General features: G+C 27.4%; 12 protein-coding genes and 5 pseudogenes. 12 read left to right on the top strand and 5 right to left on the bottom strand.

Features of this window, described 5'->3' with window-relative positions; translation table 11 throughout:
* Positions 1 to 426 precede the first annotated feature (426 nt).
* The 4 genes and pseudogenes from QIA31_RS05300 to QIA31_RS05285 all read left to right on the top strand — a co-directional run bounded on the left by QIA31_RS05300 (position 427) and on the right by QIA31_RS05285 (position 3,771).
* Entirely contained in the window at positions 427 to 1,395 is a 969-nt protein-coding gene (locus tag QIA31_RS05300; RefSeq protein ID WP_418905358.1) for a hypothetical protein, read from the top strand.
* 186 nt (positions 1,396 to 1,581) lie between these two features.
* A pseudogene (locus QIA31_RS05295) lies at positions 1,582 to 1,831 on the top strand (UTP--glucose-1-phosphate uridylyltransferase); the annotation flags it as partial.
* Positions 1,832 to 2,027: 196 nt separating this feature from the next.
* The gene (locus QIA31_RS05290; RefSeq protein WP_418905357.1) at positions 2,028 to 2,297 is read left to right on the top strand and encodes a hypothetical protein; all 270 of its coding nucleotides are present in this window, start codon (positions 2,028 to 2,030) and stop codon (positions 2,295 to 2,297) included.
* A gap of 307 nt (positions 2,298 to 2,604) precedes the next feature.
* Positions 2,605 to 3,771 carry a variable large family protein gene (locus QIA31_RS05285; RefSeq protein WP_418905356.1) on the top strand — a complete coding sequence of 389 codons (1,167 nt, stop codon included), beginning with the start codon at positions 2,605 to 2,607 and terminating at the stop codon, positions 3,769 to 3,771.
* A 999-nt stretch (positions 3,772 to 4,770) separates the two neighbouring features.
* Here QIA31_RS05285 and QIA31_RS05280 read toward each other — a convergent pair.
* Positions 4,771 to 5,820: a hypothetical protein gene (locus QIA31_RS05280; RefSeq protein ID WP_418905355.1), complete on the bottom strand. Its 1,050-nt coding sequence runs from the start codon at positions 5,818 to 5,820 to the stop codon at positions 4,771 to 4,773.
* Between the two features lie 374 nt (positions 5,821 to 6,194).
* On the opposite strand from QIA31_RS05280, the pseudogene QIA31_RS05275 reads away from it, so the two are divergent.
* From QIA31_RS05275 to QIA31_RS05265, 3 genes and pseudogenes are all read left to right on the top strand, one after another.
* A pseudogene (locus QIA31_RS05275) lies at positions 6,195 to 6,440 on the top strand (hypothetical protein); the annotation flags it as partial.
* Positions 6,441 to 6,534: 94 nt separating this feature from the next.
* Positions 6,535 to 7,449, top strand: coding sequence for a hypothetical protein (locus QIA31_RS05270; protein ID WP_418905354.1), 915 nt, complete (start codon positions 6,535 to 6,537; stop codon positions 7,447 to 7,449).
* 254 nt (positions 7,450 to 7,703) lie between these two features.
* A complete protein-coding gene (locus tag QIA31_RS05265) occupies positions 7,704 to 7,925 on the top strand; it encodes a hypothetical protein (protein ID WP_418905353.1) in 222 nt (73 codons plus the stop codon).
* A 679-nt stretch (positions 7,926 to 8,604) separates the two neighbouring features.
* Here QIA31_RS05265 and QIA31_RS05260 read toward each other — a convergent pair.
* Positions 8,605 to 9,468: a S2/P23 family protein gene (locus tag QIA31_RS05260; RefSeq protein ID WP_418905352.1), complete on the bottom strand. Its 864-nt coding sequence runs from the start codon at positions 9,466 to 9,468 to the stop codon at positions 8,605 to 8,607.
* A gap of 1,538 nt (positions 9,469 to 11,006) precedes the next feature.
* Here QIA31_RS05260 and QIA31_RS05255 point away from each other — a divergent pair.
* A complete protein-coding gene (locus QIA31_RS05255) occupies positions 11,007 to 11,297 on the top strand; it encodes a DUF261 family protein (protein WP_418905351.1) in 291 nt (96 codons plus the stop codon).
* 114 nt (positions 11,298 to 11,411) lie between these two features.
* On the opposite strand, the pseudogene tnpA (QIA31_RS05250) reads toward QIA31_RS05255, so the two are convergent.
* Positions 11,412 to 11,826: pseudogene (tnpA, locus tag QIA31_RS05250) on the bottom strand (IS200/IS605 family transposase).
* A 38-nt stretch (positions 11,827 to 11,864) separates the two neighbouring features.
* Between tnpA (QIA31_RS05250) and QIA31_RS05245 the strand changes: the two are divergent.
* The 4 genes and pseudogenes from QIA31_RS05245 (at position 11,865) to QIA31_RS05230 (ending at position 15,936) form a co-directional block, all read left to right on the top strand.
* Positions 11,865 to 12,997: pseudogene (locus QIA31_RS05245) on the top strand (RNA-guided endonuclease InsQ/TnpB family protein).
* Between the two features lie 552 nt (positions 12,998 to 13,549).
* Positions 13,550 to 13,960: a hypothetical protein gene (locus QIA31_RS05240; RefSeq protein WP_418905350.1), complete on the top strand. Its 411-nt coding sequence runs from the start codon at positions 13,550 to 13,552 to the stop codon at positions 13,958 to 13,960.
* 99 nt (positions 13,961 to 14,059) lie between these two features.
* Positions 14,060 to 14,320, top strand: a complete 261-nt coding sequence (locus QIA31_RS05235; RefSeq protein ID WP_418905349.1) for a hypothetical protein — start codon at positions 14,060 to 14,062, stop codon at positions 14,318 to 14,320.
* 701 nt (positions 14,321 to 15,021) lie between these two features.
* Positions 15,022 to 15,936, top strand: coding sequence for a virulence associated lipoprotein (locus QIA31_RS05230; protein WP_418905348.1), 915 nt, complete (start codon positions 15,022 to 15,024; stop codon positions 15,934 to 15,936).
* Between the two features lie 377 nt (positions 15,937 to 16,313).
* On the opposite strand, the gene QIA31_RS05225 is transcribed toward QIA31_RS05230, so the two are convergent.
* Positions 16,314 to 16,490 (bottom strand): hypothetical protein, encoded by a 177-nt coding sequence (locus QIA31_RS05225; protein ID WP_418905347.1) that lies wholly within the window; start codon positions 16,488 to 16,490, stop codon positions 16,314 to 16,316.
* Between the two features lie 59 nt (positions 16,491 to 16,549).
* A pseudogene (gene tnpA, locus QIA31_RS05220) lies at positions 16,550 to 16,964 on the bottom strand (IS200/IS605 family transposase).
* Positions 16,965 to 16,990: the final 26 nt, after the last annotated feature.

The raw sequence follows: 16,990 nt of genomic DNA, 5'->3' as shown, positions 1-16,990 counted from the left end.
ATCTATCTTTTGTAATCTGTTTCTATTAAATTTTTTAAATCATCAATTGGCATGTTTTTTGTTATTTTGTTAGGATTTTATTTTTGATTTTTATTTACTTCTTGATGGAGGTTGCTTCTATTTTATATTCTAATCCCCTTTTGTCAGATTTTAGGGGAGTTTTTATAAAATTTTGTTTTTTTTTGCTAAGATTGATTCTTAATATCTTTTCTGACGGTGTTAAAATCTGGATTGCAAGTCAAGTATTAAAAGTAGAAAAATAGTAGACATAACTTTACAAATTCTATTTTTAGAATAGCTTAATATAATCATTTTCTTCTATTCTTATTGAGCTTTTTGATTATTATTATTTACATATTATTTGAAATATAGCTGTTATTGCCATATATTTCTATAATATTATTAAAATAAGAGAAGGTACAATGAATGTATTTTTATATTGGAAAAATTACAAAAAAATTCTTTACAGTTATTATAACTTGCGTGTTGTTTGTATTTGAAAGTTGTTCTTCTCAATCTCCATCCAAAGCAACAGAAAATGTTTCATTAGCTTTAAGAGATTCTAAAGGAAATAAAAAGGAAGATAAAAAATATAATAAGGAAATGTTAAAGCCAAATATAAAAATTTTAAAATCAACCCCATACTCGACTTTGTCAGAACAACAAATAGCAGATTACAAAGTTGCAAATGAAAATTCTCTATTACCAAATCTGGAAATGGAAAATAATGATTTAAGAGAAAAAAGTTTGTCAGATGTAAAGGTACAAGATGGGATTATTACTAAAGCAAATCAGCAATTTAAATATACACGTGTTCTACTCACAGAAGATCAAATTAAATCTAACTTGGATAAGTTTGCAGAAAAAGATTATGAGAAAAAATCTCTTATGGAGATTAAAAAAGCAGAACTTATCTTAAAAGATCTATCTAAAAAGAACTTAGATAAAGACATTTCTGATATTAACCTAGATTATAAAAGCTTGTTAGATTACCTTTTTTCCTTTCATTTTTTGTTAGATAAGCTTAATAAAGCTCCTCAGTCAAAAAGATATTTAATCAGACAAATGCAACGCGTTAAGCCCATAATACAGAAAAACTTAGAAGAGATGTATATCCATACCCAAAATGCGCATAATTACTGGGGATCTGCTAAAAACATGTTAGAAAATGCTAAGAATAAATTAGGAGAATCTATTCATAAAAGAATACTTAATGAAAATAGAAAAGAAGATATGATTGATATAGGCTTTAGCAAAAGTGAACAGAAACGTGCAAAAGAATTAGCAAACTATTCAATAGAATATGCAAATACTTGTATAGAAAATATAGAAAAAACAATTAGTTCTCTTCAATATGGAAACACCTGCAAAAAAGAAATAAAAAAATATATATAACGATAAGCCATATAATAAAAGATTCTTAATAAATAAAGAGATATTGAAATAAAATTAGGAATGCGTTATATTCCCTGTATTGGCTTCCTAATATAGGAGCTCTCTTCTTGGATTTTATTTTTATTCGTTTATTTGTTTTTTATAGTAAAATATGCAATCATATACTTATCTGATAAGTATATGAGAGGGATATTGGCAATAAATGCTGAGAATTGTTCAATTTATGTTGATATTGGTGGGGGAGGCATTTCTTCAGAGATTATACAAGAATTTGAGAGTAAAAGGGCAACAGGCTGTTATTTAATTGTGCTACCGGGCTTTTTAATTTAGAGTATTTGATAAAAAAATATTGATGAAATAATAGAAAAAATGCTAACTAGAATTATAGAGCAAGATAAAGAATTCGGGGGAATATATTTTGGTTGAGCAAATAACCTAGGAAGTGTTAAAATTAATGAAAAATCTGTTATAATGATATTAATTTTTCAGAAATTAACTTTAAGCTTTTAACCGTATATTTTTTTCAAACTCTTTGGTTGAATTTTGGGCCTTAAGCTACTTTAGAGAGCATTAAAGAATATAGTAAATAAAAGGGGAAAAGTTTATAAAGAAATTTCAGTAGATTATGTTATATGGGAAAATTTGGTAATTTAAGTGTCATAAACGATAAATATAATAATTTAATTAAAAATCTTGCGGGGCTTGAGTATTATTTTATTATATTTTTCAGCCCATCCTATCTAAAACGTTTTTATTTTTTAGCTATTCTTATAGATAGAATTAATGACAATAGCTATAAAATACTGGATATTGAAGCATCAATAAATAGTATAATGACATTTAAGTCAAAGCTTAAATTTTTAGAGGATTATGGTACAAAAAACATATATATAAAAAAATAAAAAATTTTTTAGATCAAGATCAGCTAGTAACGCGGCATTATCCAAATCTTTTAAAATAAGTAATATAATGGCGATTTATAATAATTTTTAACAAATTGTTATAATTAATGGGTTCTTCTAGACAGCTATAACTATACTTATTATATTAATTCACTTAAATTTTCCTCTTACTTGCCTTGCCTAAAGAAGAAATAGCTATTCTTAAATTACTAATCTTGTTATCACAGAGCATAGCTAATAAACTTGCTAAAGTACTAATTTTAAGCTAAGATAATATTCCTATACTCTTTATATTAAGGAGACTAATATGAAAAAAATATCAAGTACAATTTTTACAATAGCTTTTCTTGTTTTTATCAATTGTAAAAGCGATACTAGAAAAGCTATTAATCCAATCCAAACCCAAAAATTTACTTCCTTTGATGGGCTGATTAACGGCTTTCTAAGCCTTAAGCCAAACCCAAAAAAATCTGAGGTAAAAGATTATTTTAATAGCATGGCCAAAACATTAAATAAGGCCAAAGATAAATTTGCTAAATTTATCAGTGAAAAAGGTGATAAGACAATAGAAGGAAAGAATCCTGATACTGATACAGAAGATAATAGCACAGTAAACCCTGTTGATGATGAAATCAATAAAATTAAAGATATGATAGATAAAATGATAGATGCTGCTAATACTATTGTTGAAACTGTAGCAGAAACTGTAACTGAAGTTATGGGAGAAGTTGTAGAGGTTAAGCATAGTGGTAATGTAACAACCAAAGCTGATGCAAAGAGTGTTATTGCAATTGCCAAAGGAATAAAGAAGATTGCTGGGGCTGCTGGTATTGCTGATAAATTAAAAGCTGAAGCTGATAAAACCACAAAGCCAATCAGCGAAGAAAGCAACAATAGGGACGCGGGCAAAATGTTCTCTGGTAAGCAGGGTGATCAGGGTGGTAGCGTTATTGATAGTGGTGCTATTCCAACTGAGATTGGAGGAGGAGCTAATCCAATGGATATTAATAAGGCTGCTAAAGCTGTTAAAAATGTTAGTGGAGAGCAGATATTAGGAGCCATTATTGCTGCTGCTAAGGCTATTGAAAGCGGTGGTGAGGCGAAAATAGCGGGAAAGAATGCCAATGAGGCTAAAAATCCGATTGATGCTGCCATCGGGGGAAATGACGATTCGGATGCTACTGCATTCACGGGCAATATGGAAAAAGATGCTCAAATTGCAGCTGCTATTGTTTTGAGAGGAATGGCTAAGAACGGGAAATTTGCTGTGAAAATGGGTCGAGAACCAAGTGGTGATGGTAATGCTATAAGAGCTCTTGTTAAAAATGCTGCTAATAAAACTGTTGATGCTTTATCTAAATTAGTACTAAAAGCTATTAATGAAAGCTTAACAACAAAAATAGCTAAGACTATTAAAGCTAGCGGAGAGGCAGCTAACGAGGCAGTTAATTCTAATTCTCCTAGTGTTAAATAAAGAAAAGAGAATAGCAGGATATATATAAGGCATTTCACTGTTTCAAGCGAAAAGATCTAATAAAGCGTTGATAATTAAAAGAAGGAGAAATAGTGCTATTTTATATAGCACTATAAATATAATAATTAATTATGAAAAGCATAGTTGATAATCCTAAACTATACACAAAAGTTAGTAATAATAAACTGCTCAAACCTTGATACAAGAATAAACCCGAGTTACAATTTACTTACAAACAAAACAAAGGTTTACTTGTCCTCAAGATGCTTTATATGAGACATTTTTTTGTGAAATAGATTTTCATATTATTTTATTATTTATTTACTTTTTTAATAAAAACTTATTAAACGTCAAAATTCTATAATTGTTTTACATATAATTCTTCACAATATATGGCAACAATTAATTAATGCTCTAATTTATATGCTTTGTAAGATTGGTTTTTTATAGTTTTATTATTTTGTTATAGTGCTTCAAATGTGATTTATTTTTATCAAATTTGCTTAGATATACTGGGGAATATGCTATACATTCTATTTAAATTGCAAATAGAACACCTTTATAGACTATTATTAGTTGAATTTTTTAGCATTTTTATCTTTAAAATTTAGATATTTTTATTGTTAATATTGATTTGCTATTTTTTATTTTGATTATTATTTTATGAATTTTTGTAGAATTTTGTATGCCATCATTGTTCAATTTTATTGCTTATTTTTGCTTATTTTATTTTCTTTTAAATTTTACATTTGCATGTAATTTTGAATAATAAGCTTTTAGCATTTCTAGAATCAAATTCTTTAAAATAATATTTGAGCACAATAACACTATCTATTGGGTTTACTATGGATTAATACTCCCCTTACTTTCTTTAATCCATTCAAATAAAACATTTCAAGCAACTAAACAAAGATCGCACAATAAAAAATTAGTAATCCATTAGATTAAGGGAAATAAAATCTTGTTTTTAAACTTCATTATTGTTATCTTATTCGCTATTTAAGGCTTAACTTTCTTATAAACAAAGCATAGATTATCAATAGCGGTAATCATACGTTCTACTTCTATGCCACTTTCCCTTTTAGCAAAAATCTTTGCTCTTTTAAATCCATCCTCATATTCACCATGAATACTAGTAATAGCACCCACAATAACATCGACAGCATGGTCTCCCTTTCCATTAGCATATTGATTTGCAGAAACACTAAAATCTTTAATAGCTTTCTTAAATTCCATAGAAGATAAGCTATCTGCTATAGAAGCATAAGCATTGGCATAAGCTATGCTGGCTACTTCTATAGTTTTTTTAATAACAGGAAGAAAATTTCTAACATTTTTTAAATGAACTATATTTTCTTTCTTTTTCTTTTCATCAGCATCTATAGCTTCTTTATAATCTTTTACTTTCTCTATTTTACTTTCAGCCTCAATGGCTTGATTTATGGCTTCCTCATATTCCTTTATTGTATTCTCTAAATCTTTTTTGTCATAACCAAAAGCAGCTTCTTTTAGCATATTGTTAAGACTAGAATATTCTTGGTCTAGATTTAATTTTTTTAATGTATCAAGGGCTTGACTACGCCTTGCAGAAGGCGCTTTACTAAAACATCCAATACTATAACTGTTACAAGCAGTATAGGTATCAATAGTATTATAAGATCCTGTATATTTGTTATAGATATTATCTAGACCATATTGATATGGTCCAGTTTTTTTAAAAAAAGCATTAAGTTTTTTTTCGTCTTCTTTCGTTAACTTAGTATCCTTTTCTTCTTGCTTTTCTGCACTGCTATTGGCAGTAGAATCATCAGCAAACATGGCAAAACTACTGCCACGATCATCAACTTGAGCTAGAGCAGTCTCATCCGTTGTAACATTATTTGTATTTCTTCCTTGTTGACCTGAAGTAACTGAACCTGAATTGCTGATATTGCTAGTAACGTCAAGCAGGAAATCTTCTTCTTTACTTGTAATATTTTTTCCAAAAAACTTGCAAGATATAAATATTATTGTTACTAGTAGTAAAATGCACATATTAATCTTTATCATTAATACTCCTTTTTATTTAGTTATTCTGCTTAAATATTATTTATAATATATCTTAAGTTTAGAAAAGTTTCTAAGAAATTTGTGAAATTTGAATGTGAGTTTACAGAAGAAAATGACCTTATAGCTATACCCCTTAAGTGTTTTATGATTTATATCAATATAATATATTTAATGAAGTCAATGGAGAAGATGTAGCTGCAAGTAGCAGGTATAAAAAATGTCATCGGGTTATTCATTATTCATCAATGGGGAGTTTTAATTTTTCGTTTGATAAATTTGGATACTTAGCAAATATTAGCTTAATAGTATCAGTAAATAGCCTTGGATTTAATGCAATTTCATAGGTTTCATCTTTATTAGTAAAAGGAGTTTACTACACTCCTAGCCCCATTGTTAGTTTTATTGTTAATAGTTTAAATGAAATGCTTAAAAAAGAATTTAAGTTAAATCATGGTCTTACAAATAAAGAAAAAGTTACAGTACTGGACTTTGCAACAGGAACAGGTACATTCTTACTTGAAGTTATTCGTACTATAATGCTAAAGGAAATCCCAGAGGAATCTGGTAGACAAAAAGACTATATTAATCTACATATACTTAAAAACTTATATGGTTTTTAGTTGCTACTTAATTTATAGATTCTAGATAAAGATAAAAGTAATAAAAGTTATTAAGCTGTTATGGTATATTATTTTAATATGTATAGGTGGTAAAATGAAATTAATAGCTAAAGTTTTAATGATAGTTAGTTTAATTAGTAGCAATTTTATGTCGTGTAAGCTATATGAAAAGTTGTTAGATAAAAGGGAAGAGCTTTTAGATAATAAAGGGAAATATTTTAAAAAAAATAAATTAATTGTGGGGCCTACTGATAATGTAGAAACTGATACTTCAACTTATTATGTACAAGATAGTGATAGAGGTGGGCTTAGGACTAGGAGTGTAATTAAAGGAAGAAAAAGTGAACAGAAAGAATATGCATTAGAAAAGCGGATAGACAAGGACATAAATATTAAGTTTTCGGTTGATAGTAGATCAAATAGTAGTAAGAATACTCCTTATAAGTATTATGAACAAGTTGCTAATAAAGTTAAGGAAGCTGAGAATATTAAAAATAAAGCCTCTTTTTATATAGCAGGGGCTGACGTAATGGCTGCTAGTTTAAATAAGATAAAGTTAGAACTTGATGAAATAAAGACTAAGATTGATACTGCTGAATCTGATCTTCATAAAGCAAGAAGAAAATCTGGGATTAGTGAATCTAAGAAAAAATTATTGCCCGACTTGCATAAAGCAATTGTTAGGGCTAAAAATAGTAGGGATTATGCTGACAAAATATGTTATAGCGATGCAGTTGGTGTATTAAAAATTGTCAGGGATGGTTTTGAAAATGCAAAGAAAAGAGCGGTTGATGCTTTAAAAGAAACCCAATATGACGGTTCTTCTATGACATATCGTGATTATTCTTACTTTTATTGGATGGAAGAAGCCAGAGAAGCAATGAATAATGCAGAAAGAATGTTTAATAATGCGAGTAAGTATCAAGAAGATCTTAAAGCTAAGATGGATCAAGTAAATAAAGAATTTGCTCAGTTGGAAGAAAAAATATTAAATTTGGGAAAAATATGAATCTAATATTTATAGGTAATATTTGAGCATTGTATTATATATGTTTTTTGCATTGCTTTTAGTATTAATAGACTTGGCTAATTGATATAATAGGGATAGGACATGTGTGAATAATTTAGCGTATAAACAAACACCAGAATATAAATATATAAAGAAGGCGTTTATTGATAAGGGGGGGTTGAATCTTTTGTTTATAAATAGCATAATTTATTTAATATTTTATTTTAAATATTGAAAAAACTTTTTTAAATTATATGAAATTTAAAATTATTAAAAAAATTTTCACATTAATATTAATTTTTAGTTTAACAATGCAGATCTTTGCACAAGACAAAATTGAAAAAGATGTTGGGTGTGTTGTAGCCAAGATGAAATATGAAAGCAAAAAAACAAGTGCAATTATACCAGTTCACTTTGAATGCAGCTTTAACTTTAGGGGAGTACTTTGTCCTCCAAGAGGATTATATTGGTGGTAACGCGGTACTTGAAACTCAAATATTGGGGGTTGATTATAATTTTAATTATTGTGACTTAAAAATAGATTTAGATCGGGATTAATTAATAGCTTAATTAAATTAACAGAAAGATATAGTATATTAAAAAATGAAGTTGGATTTTTTATGTAAATCATTTTATGCCTTATAATATTTAAGACCGGGAGATCAAATATTAGAAATAATTTAATCAAGCCTAGTCTAAATATTAATTAAATCCCTTACCTAGCATAATCACAACCTCCATTACATTATTATAACTATAAATTATAATAATATGTAGCAATATGCAACACAATAAATAAAAATAATCGACTCTTCAAGAATACTAGCTAAAATAGACCTAGAAATCTATTTGCCCTTTGCTTTGAATTCTTTTTCATATATATTTTGCGATTCTAAATGCTATAAAGTAGCCAAGTCTCTCGTATAGCATATTTCTTAGGGTTTTTTATTATTATATAATAATGTCTCCTATTCTTATGAATTTATTTTTTGCTATAAATGCCGCTGGCAACCCAAGATTCTAAAAATTATGTAAAATATATGATTCAAAATCAACTTATTATTTATAATTTTTTATTACGGTTTTATCTACAAAAACACACTGGATATCGATATTGTCAATTGCTGATTTTTCAAATAAAAATTACGACCTCTATTATTCATCAATAGGAAGTTTTAATTTTTCTTTCGACAAATTTGGATACTTGGCAAATAGCAACTTAACAATATCATTAAATAGTTTTAGATTTAATGCAATTTCGTAAGTTTTATCTTTATCCGTTTCTTTATTTCTTATAGTAAGATATGCCAGCATAATATTACATTTCTTCTTTTTATAAAAAAGTTGAAAAGAATCTGTTAAGGAATTGTCAAAAACACCAAAATTATATGAATTAATGTATCCAACTTCTTTAGAAGCTTCTTTTAGGCTAATTTTAGGAAAACCAATTCTATATTTTTCAAAATTAACATTCGAACCTTCGGAATTTAATTTTAAACTTCTAACTTCGTATTTTTTTTCAAACTCTTCAGTCGACTCAAATGCTATTATCTTAGCTATGGGTATTTCGTAACCAAATATCTTATAATTATCCTCGTTAACACTATAGGTGTAACTATTACTAAGCCATGAAAAAGTTTTGAATCGAATTGGTGAAAAAATATAAGAATACTTAAGTTCTTCAAGATCTTTAATTAAATTATTATATCTATCTTTTAGAACACTTAAATTATTAGATTTTACCCATGTAACATAACCTCCTGCAAGTAATTCAAACACCTTCCCTTCTTTTATCCCAGATTCTTCATAGAAAGAACAAATATTTTGATTGCTTTCTTCCATGTTTTTTTTGATATATTTGCTATATTCTTTAACATCTTCTCTGATTGTCTTAGACTTAGAATAAAAACTTCTGTTTGAATATTTGATACTTTTTGAAGATTTTGGTGATGTCAAAAAACACGAAAAAAATAATAATATAAATACAAATACATTCAAAATGTAAGCATATTTTTTCACAAAATCTTCCCATTAAACTTGACACTAAAAATTTATAAAATGTTTTTTCATTATATCATAAATATCAAAAAATAATTGATAAAAAACAAAAAATTATGTATATCAATATCAATTGAATAACGCTCTCTTGTCCCCATATTTTGAGTGTAATGCACAACGCTACCATTTCTAGTCCTATCTTTTCCAAATTTTATTAGTCTGGTTTTAATCAACCCAAGCTCCGTTAATAATTTTTAAATCCCAATGCACAGTGCGTATGCAAACACCCCTCCCTTTTCCTATCTTTTTGTGAGGAGCAAATAAGCGACTATTCTATACACATATCACAAGCTAAGTAACTCGCAACCCCCAGATGTTTTTTTATAATTTTATTTTTAGTGATAATTGCCCAATAAACTTTTAAAAAGTATATTGCATCGGTTTGATCTCATTTTCTTAATCAAATATTCGACTTGAGACGCTCCAATAGCCTTTGCCGCAACTCTTTTAGGATTTGGTGATACAAATTAAAAAGCATGCTATTTATAGATATATTGTTGTAATAATCAGCTTATGGATATAATGCCTGAAAAACATTTGCCTTTCGGGTTATTAAGTTTTGGGTGCTTCAGCAACACCTGGACTTATTATTCATCCTTCCTTTAATTTTTTCTTAGGATACATTTCTCTATACTAATAGATGTTAAGTATATTATATAGCAATTCATTATTTTATCTAAAAAAATTTTAACAAAAAATTTTATTATATATATAATATTTTTTTTACAAAAACGATATAGAATTATCAAACATCTAATATGGTCAACGCCATATTAGATGTTTGTAAAATAATCTAGCTGCTAATCTAGCTTCTTTTTATTTTTATCCGTAATAAAAATATAGATTTTTTACTGATAAAAATAAAAAGAAGAATTAAATGATAAAAACCAGAAAACAAATAAATATTTTTACTAGCATTGCAGCAATTGACAATATCTATCTCTAGAATAGGAACATACGCTTTTAAAGAAATTCTAGCTGATTTAAAAACCTCAGCCTTGATTTTCAAGATTGAGGTTTTTAAAGAATTTTAGAGCTACTATAATGTTACGATTAAAAACGAATTCGAAGAAATAAAAAATTTTATTAAAGAATATCTCAGAAAAACCACATCTCTTATAAATTCTGTTAACAAAGAAAATCTGGCACTAGAAATTAAAAATATTCTTTCAAGAAAACGAATTAAAATACAAGCGCTGTTAAAAGAAGAGATAGAAAAATATTTTAATCCGGTTAATTTGGGAAAAATTAATGAATAACAAAATGTTTCTATGCATTTACAATTTTTTCTATAAGCTGCTCAAAGACTACTTTATAAAAAGTACAAATCAAAATTATTTAAAAGTGAGCCATGTTTTCAAAGCTCTCACAAATAAAATACAAAAGAAGTTGAAATTAATAGACTTGTGGTGCCACTACAAATGAAATTCAAATAACAAAACAGGATTATATCTCAATTTGGATGTTATTTTCTTTATATTTTGTTCATTTAACCTGTAGTGAAAGAAATTAAAAACAGTGTTGAAAAATGTTTTGATTGTTTTGAAATCGATTTCCTTTTTAAAGGACTTGTAAACAAAGGCTGTTTAAGGGGTGCTAATGCCTACATTAATTCTCTAAATGCTATATTTGCAAATTTGGGTATTGATGAGGATATTTATTTTGACAAAAAACATCATCCCACTTCTTATGTTCCAATAGAATCCAATATTTTGATTGTGGAGTACAAAGATGAAAGTTCTGGTTTTTATCATTTTGCAATATTAAATAATGATAGAACTATAATTTAGAATTAACTTAACAATTCCAAAACCGTTTCTAACGGACACTTAGAATCTTTAACACGAAATAACAAAGAATTCTCCACCTATAGTTTCTATAAAATTTAGGTGGAGATGAATTTGTTAATAAATGGATTTTCTTTGATTTTGAATATATTTTTTGATGATATCAATAGAACCCTCCCCCAGTAGAAATAAGACAATAACTTCTAGACCAAAAATAAGGTTTCCAATAATACTTATATAAATAAGTAGAATATTTTTTTCTTATAAGCCTTGAAGATACTGTTTTTAGATTATTGATAAATTTAGAAGGCTGAATATTGGGAGTAAATTCTAGTAACAAATGAATATGATCTTTATCATGGTTGAATTCATTACGGCTCACTTTCCATAAAGAACATATATTAAGTATTATTTGGTAAAGAGAAGATGAAATCTCAGTATTTATACATTTATGCCTATATTTAGTAACCAATACTAGGTGGTAATTGATAGAATATACTCGGTGATTATTAAAAGTTAGTTTATGCGACATATACACTAATTATAAAATATTATAAAATAATAGAATATATGGGTACTAATAAAGCTTATAAGTACAGAATATATCCTGACACTAAGCAAAAGAAATATTTTTCAAAGGTATTTGGATGTGTAAAATTTTTATATAACAAAATGTTAAGTGATAAGAAAGATTATTTTAAAAAAAACAAATAAGGGCTTATTACTTATCCTAGTAAGTATAAAGAAGAATTTTTCTTTTTAAAGGGGAAGTTGATAGTTTAGCTCTTTGCAATGCCCAAATTGACTTAAATTCTGCATATAGTAATTTTTTTAGAGAAATTAAGAAAGGAAATAGAACGCAAGGATTTCCTAAATATAAAAGTAAAAAAATAGACAAACCTATAGAACTAATAATCAAAAAAACTCTATAAGAATAGAAAATGATTATATAAAGATACCTAAAATAGGATTTGTAAAATTGGCGTTACATAGAAATATTAAGAGCAATGAAGTTATTAAAAATGTAGTAGTAGAAAAAGATGCTAATGATAAATATTATATTTCAGTAGCAGTTGAGTGCTTGGATGTTAAAAATAACGATAAAACTAAAGATAATAAAAAAGAGGTAGTTGGCATTGATATGAGCATGAGGCACTTTTTAGTAAGTAGCGAGGGTGAGAAAATCAATCATCCTAAATATTTACTAAAAAATGAAAGTAAACTTAAGAGATACCAAAAAAAACTATCAAAAAAACAAAAGGGTTCTAGAAATAGGGCTAAATCTAGATTAAGACTTGCTAAGTTGCATAGGAAAATTTCAAATCAAAGAAAAGATTTTTTACATAAATTATCTTATTATTTTGCAGCTAATTACAAAAATATAGTAATAGAAAACTTATCAATTAAAGGTATGCGAAAAGGAATGTTTGGCAAAAGTGTTAATGATTTAGGATGATATGAGTTTGTAAGGCAATTATCATATAAATCAGAGTGGTATGGATCCTACTTGCATAAAGCAGATAGATATTTCCCATCAAGTAAGCTATGCAACAATTGCAGTATTAAAAATACAACTCTAAAATTAAGTGATACTAGGTGGACTTGTAGTGGCTGCAATACTTTTGCATGATAGGGATATAAATGCGGCCCTAAATCTTAAAAATTATTACAAAGAAATAAAAACTAAGGCAGGAACTGCCTGAAGTTAAGCTTGTGGACCATGCTCTAGTGGATGATCGTTCTTTTAGAACCTAAAAAGCTATCATGGGATGAAACAAGAAGCTATTTCTATAATCTTTGATTTAGAAATAGTAGTTCACGGATATTTAAAATTCAAAATAAAGTCATTTTAAGACCAGTCAAAAACAAGCAAGCTAGAATTTTACACTACGAAATTTAGAAGCAATTTGGGGGTAATATAAATTCTTTTAGTAGTGACAAATTAGATATTGTAAGGGGAAAATATGACATTTATAAGCTCAATTTTAAGATTGGTTTTTCTATTAAAGACAAAATCGAAAAAACAATGAAGATAGCGCTGTTGTTGAGCAAATTGACACCCGGCTAAAAAATACAATTGAATATTATATATAAACTCTACATAAATAAAACTGAACCGATTGTAATAGAGTGTTAAAAAAAATACAGTAAAAGATAATCGTGGTTTTTACTAAATACAAGATAATGGCATAGAAAAATCCCAAAATACCTCAGAATTTGAAAATAGTAACTATTCTTTACAAAATTCAACTGCCTTGAAATTATCTAATGATGCAAATATTAAGGCTGATAATTACAATTTAGAAAATATTGATACAAGTTTGAAGCCCGAAGCCTACAATTCAAGTGAAAAAATCTCAAATTTAAAAGAAGACACTTCAAAAAATTGTGTTTCTTTTGGCCCCGATATTGTATTTTTTACAGATGCGGGGAAAGTTTTCAAACTTGCTCCTTTTTATAGATATTGCAAGTATTATTTTATAAGAAAAATAGTTGATCCAACCTTAAAAACAGCTGCAAGCAAATTAAGCTTCAATATAAGTAGACTTTCAGAAGAGTCCTTAAATTTTTTATTTTTTAGAAACGAAGACGTATTTGTGAAAATAAATTATCAAAACAAGCCCCCCTTTTTTAGAGGAATTTTAGAAAAATTTTTCAGCAAATAACTTTTCAATAGTACTAAAAGCGTATCTTTAACGGTTAATGACTATTCAGGTCTTTTAAAAATTGTATTCTAAAATCCAGTTCAATCTCTAATCAATTTTATGCCAGACTGGCTTTTTGTATATAATCCTTTAGTAAAAGAACTTTTACTTGTTCATTTAATAATAGAAAAAACCAAACTAAAAAACCTTATTGATGATGAAGCTAGTGGAGCAATCCTCGACAAAATTCCAGATGTAATTATTGATTCTGGAGAAGATATTGAGACTATTTTCAAGCCTTGTTGTATGAATTTGGATATGCATATACTTTCTCAAAAACAGGTAAATTATAAACTTTACCAATTTGGAAAAGCAAGGTAATTAAGCAAGATGTTGAAATCTGCTCTTTAGATGCGTCTAGTTATATTATGTCAAAAAGTAGTTCTAGTAGTTGCAATTCAACTAGAGTCATTTGGAGAGAAGATAAGTCCCAAAGCAAAGAAGAAGCAATATATCAAAAAACGACCATTATACTCAACGCCAATAAATGTGGCTGGTTCTTACAATTCACCTTAAGTAGCGGTACTTCCAAAAGGTATGGTGTATCCCAACTTTGTTTGTAAAGTCGGCAGCAGCGGTGTTTTTTCAGAATATGACCCTAGTAGCTGGTTAGATACAGTTTACAAATGGACTTCAAAAAACACAAAGTTTAGCACGACCACTAAATCATAAATGAACATTTGGCAATAATTTTCACACATAATCTAGAAGCAAGATTTAGTACTGATTCTACCATCAAGCCTGGTAAATAAAGAATATTTTCCAACTAAAGCTAAGCTTTGATTTAGAAACGCTTCAAATAATCAAGGTTCTCGTTACATCTACTATTTTGACATCTATAGTGACGTTTTTTATACCACAACTATATTGTAATACATAATATTATACATTATAATATATACATATTCTATTAAATAATTCTATTAAATAATTCTATTAAATAATTCTATTAAATAATTCTATTAAATAATTCTATTAAATAATTCTATTAAGTATTAGATTTTAGGCAAAGGAGAATATTTATGAAATATAATACAATTATAGGGATATTTGTATTTTTATTTTTGTTAAATTCCTGCAATCCGGATTTTAATAACGTAAAACAAAAAAAAGAGTTTGATGAAAAAACAGCCCTAAAAAAAGAAGATCTTACTGATAAAGGAACAGCTCCAAAAGAACAAGAAGCGCGTGATAAAGAAGCAACTCTAAAAGAAGAAGAAGCGCGTGATAAAGAAGCAACTCTAAAAGAAGAAGAAGCGCGTGATAAAGAAGCAGCTCTAAAAGAACAAGAAGCACGTGATAAAGAAGCAGCTCTAAAAGAAGAAGAAGAGCGTGATAAAAGAATAAAAAATGAATTGATTGGTGATTTAAGAAATTTAATAGAAATAAGTAATACAGATAGAGAAAAATATGTAAAAAAAATAGAAGAAGAGCCCGAAAATCAATATGGAATAGAAATTTTCAAAAGATTGAATTGGGGCAAGCCATCAAAAGATACGGTAGAGTCTAATAACGAAAAATCTATAGAATATAGAAAATTTGTTTATATCGCATTAAATGATATCGATACTAATGACTTGGGTGAATTTTCAAAAATTTTACTGCTTTCAGGACAGTTAGAAATCTTAAACTATTTAACTGGCTTCGGAAGAGCTTTAGATCCCTCGATTGTTCACTTATATTCTAAAAAAGAGACTTTAGACAAGCTAGACATCTCAGATTTAGAGAAGCTTAAAAATTCTTTTAAAGAATTATGGTCTATAAAGACAGACTTCTCAAAAACGTTTAACCAGCTTTTATTAGATTATCGAAATGATAATAATCTTATAAAAACAGATAATGGCAAGCTTAGATCTTATGTAATTGCATTATTTGATCAAATTAAAGAAAAAATCATAGAAGCAGAGGAACTAGTGGGTAAAATAATTTCAATATAAATTCAAAAAAATACAAATAAATAATTTATAAGCTCAATTATTCGTTGAAATATACCTTTAGTTTGCTTTTTCATTGTTGCTTTTAGTAAAAAAATAAGTAATTTTGGATAGAAAGGAGTAAGATAGATAACAATCTTAATAAAATGATATAAGTCTAACCTGTAAGGAAGTTTTAAATATGGGAAGTATATTTAAATAAATTTAAATATACTTCCCATAACGTCTTGTAAGTTATGGCATTCAAAATTAAACGACATCATGGAAAAGATGATACAAAAATAGGGATAGATGGTTTTTTACTGGAAAAATATTAGAAGTGTTAAATAAGAATGGCAATATTGAGTCTGATAAAAATTGGTTATGATTTATGCGAAAAGTCAAATAAAGTAATAGAAAAATTTACAAAAGATTGCTGTGAAATATCTAAAAAGATTTGAATTACTACCATTAAAGAATCCTTGAAAATCAAGTTTGTAGAATTTGCTAGTTGTATTTGCATTGATTTTTTCTTTATTGTATTCAATAGCTAAAGGCAATTTGTCATTATTTAACACGAAATAACAAAGAATTCTCCACCTATAGTTTCTATGAAATTTAGATGGAGATGAATTTGTTAATAAATGGATTTTCTTTGATTTTGAATATATTTTTTGATGATATCAATAGAACCCTCCCCCAGTAGAAATAAGACAATAATTTCTAGACCAAAAATAAGGTTTCCAATAATACTTATATAAATAAGTAGAATATTTTTTTCTTATAAGCCTTGAAGATACTGTTTTTAGATTATTGATAAATTTAGAAGGCTGAATATTGGGAGTAAATTCTAGTAACAAATGAATATGATCTTTATCATGGTTGAATTCATTAAGGCTCACTTTCCATAAAGAACATATATTAAGTATTATTTGGTAAAGAGAAGATGAAATCTCAGTATTTATACATTTATGCCTATATTTAGTAACCAATACTAGGTGGTAATTGATAGAATATACTCGGTGATTATTAAAAGTTAGTTTATGCGACATATACACTAATTATAAAATAATAGAAT

It is taken from the genome of [Borrelia] turdi (genome assembly GCF_030439285.2).
GTDB lineage: Bacteria > Spirochaetota > Spirochaetia > Borreliales > Borreliaceae > Borreliella > Borreliella turdi.
Note: the sequence above shows the minus strand (reverse complement) of the source record. Positions and strands in the feature narration are given on the sequence as shown.

Bases quoted from the DNA above. Each gene is read 5' to 3' on its own strand.
- QIA31_RS05300 (WP_418905358.1), top strand. From the start codon at position 427: ATGTATTTTTATATTGGAAAAATTACAAAAAAATTCTTTACAGTTATT.
- QIA31_RS05290 (WP_418905357.1), top strand. From the start codon at position 2,028: ATGGGAAAATTTGGTAATTTAAGTGTCATAAACGATAAATATAATAAT.
- QIA31_RS05285 (WP_418905356.1), top strand. From the start codon at position 2,605: ATGAAAAAAATATCAAGTACAATTTTTACAATAGCTTTTCTTGTTTTT.
- QIA31_RS05280 (WP_418905355.1), bottom strand. From the start codon at position 5,820: ATGATAAAGATTAATATGTGCATTTTACTACTAGTAACAATAATATTT.
- QIA31_RS05270 (WP_418905354.1), top strand. From the start codon at position 6,535: ATGAAATTAATAGCTAAAGTTTTAATGATAGTTAGTTTAATTAGTAGC.
- QIA31_RS05265 (WP_418905353.1), top strand. From the start codon at position 7,704: ATGAAATTTAAAATTATTAAAAAAATTTTCACATTAATATTAATTTTT.
- QIA31_RS05235 (WP_418905349.1), top strand. From the start codon at position 14,060: ATGCCAGACTGGCTTTTTGTATATAATCCTTTAGTAAAAGAACTTTTA.
- QIA31_RS05230 (WP_418905348.1), top strand. From the start codon at position 15,022: ATGAAATATAATACAATTATAGGGATATTTGTATTTTTATTTTTGTTA.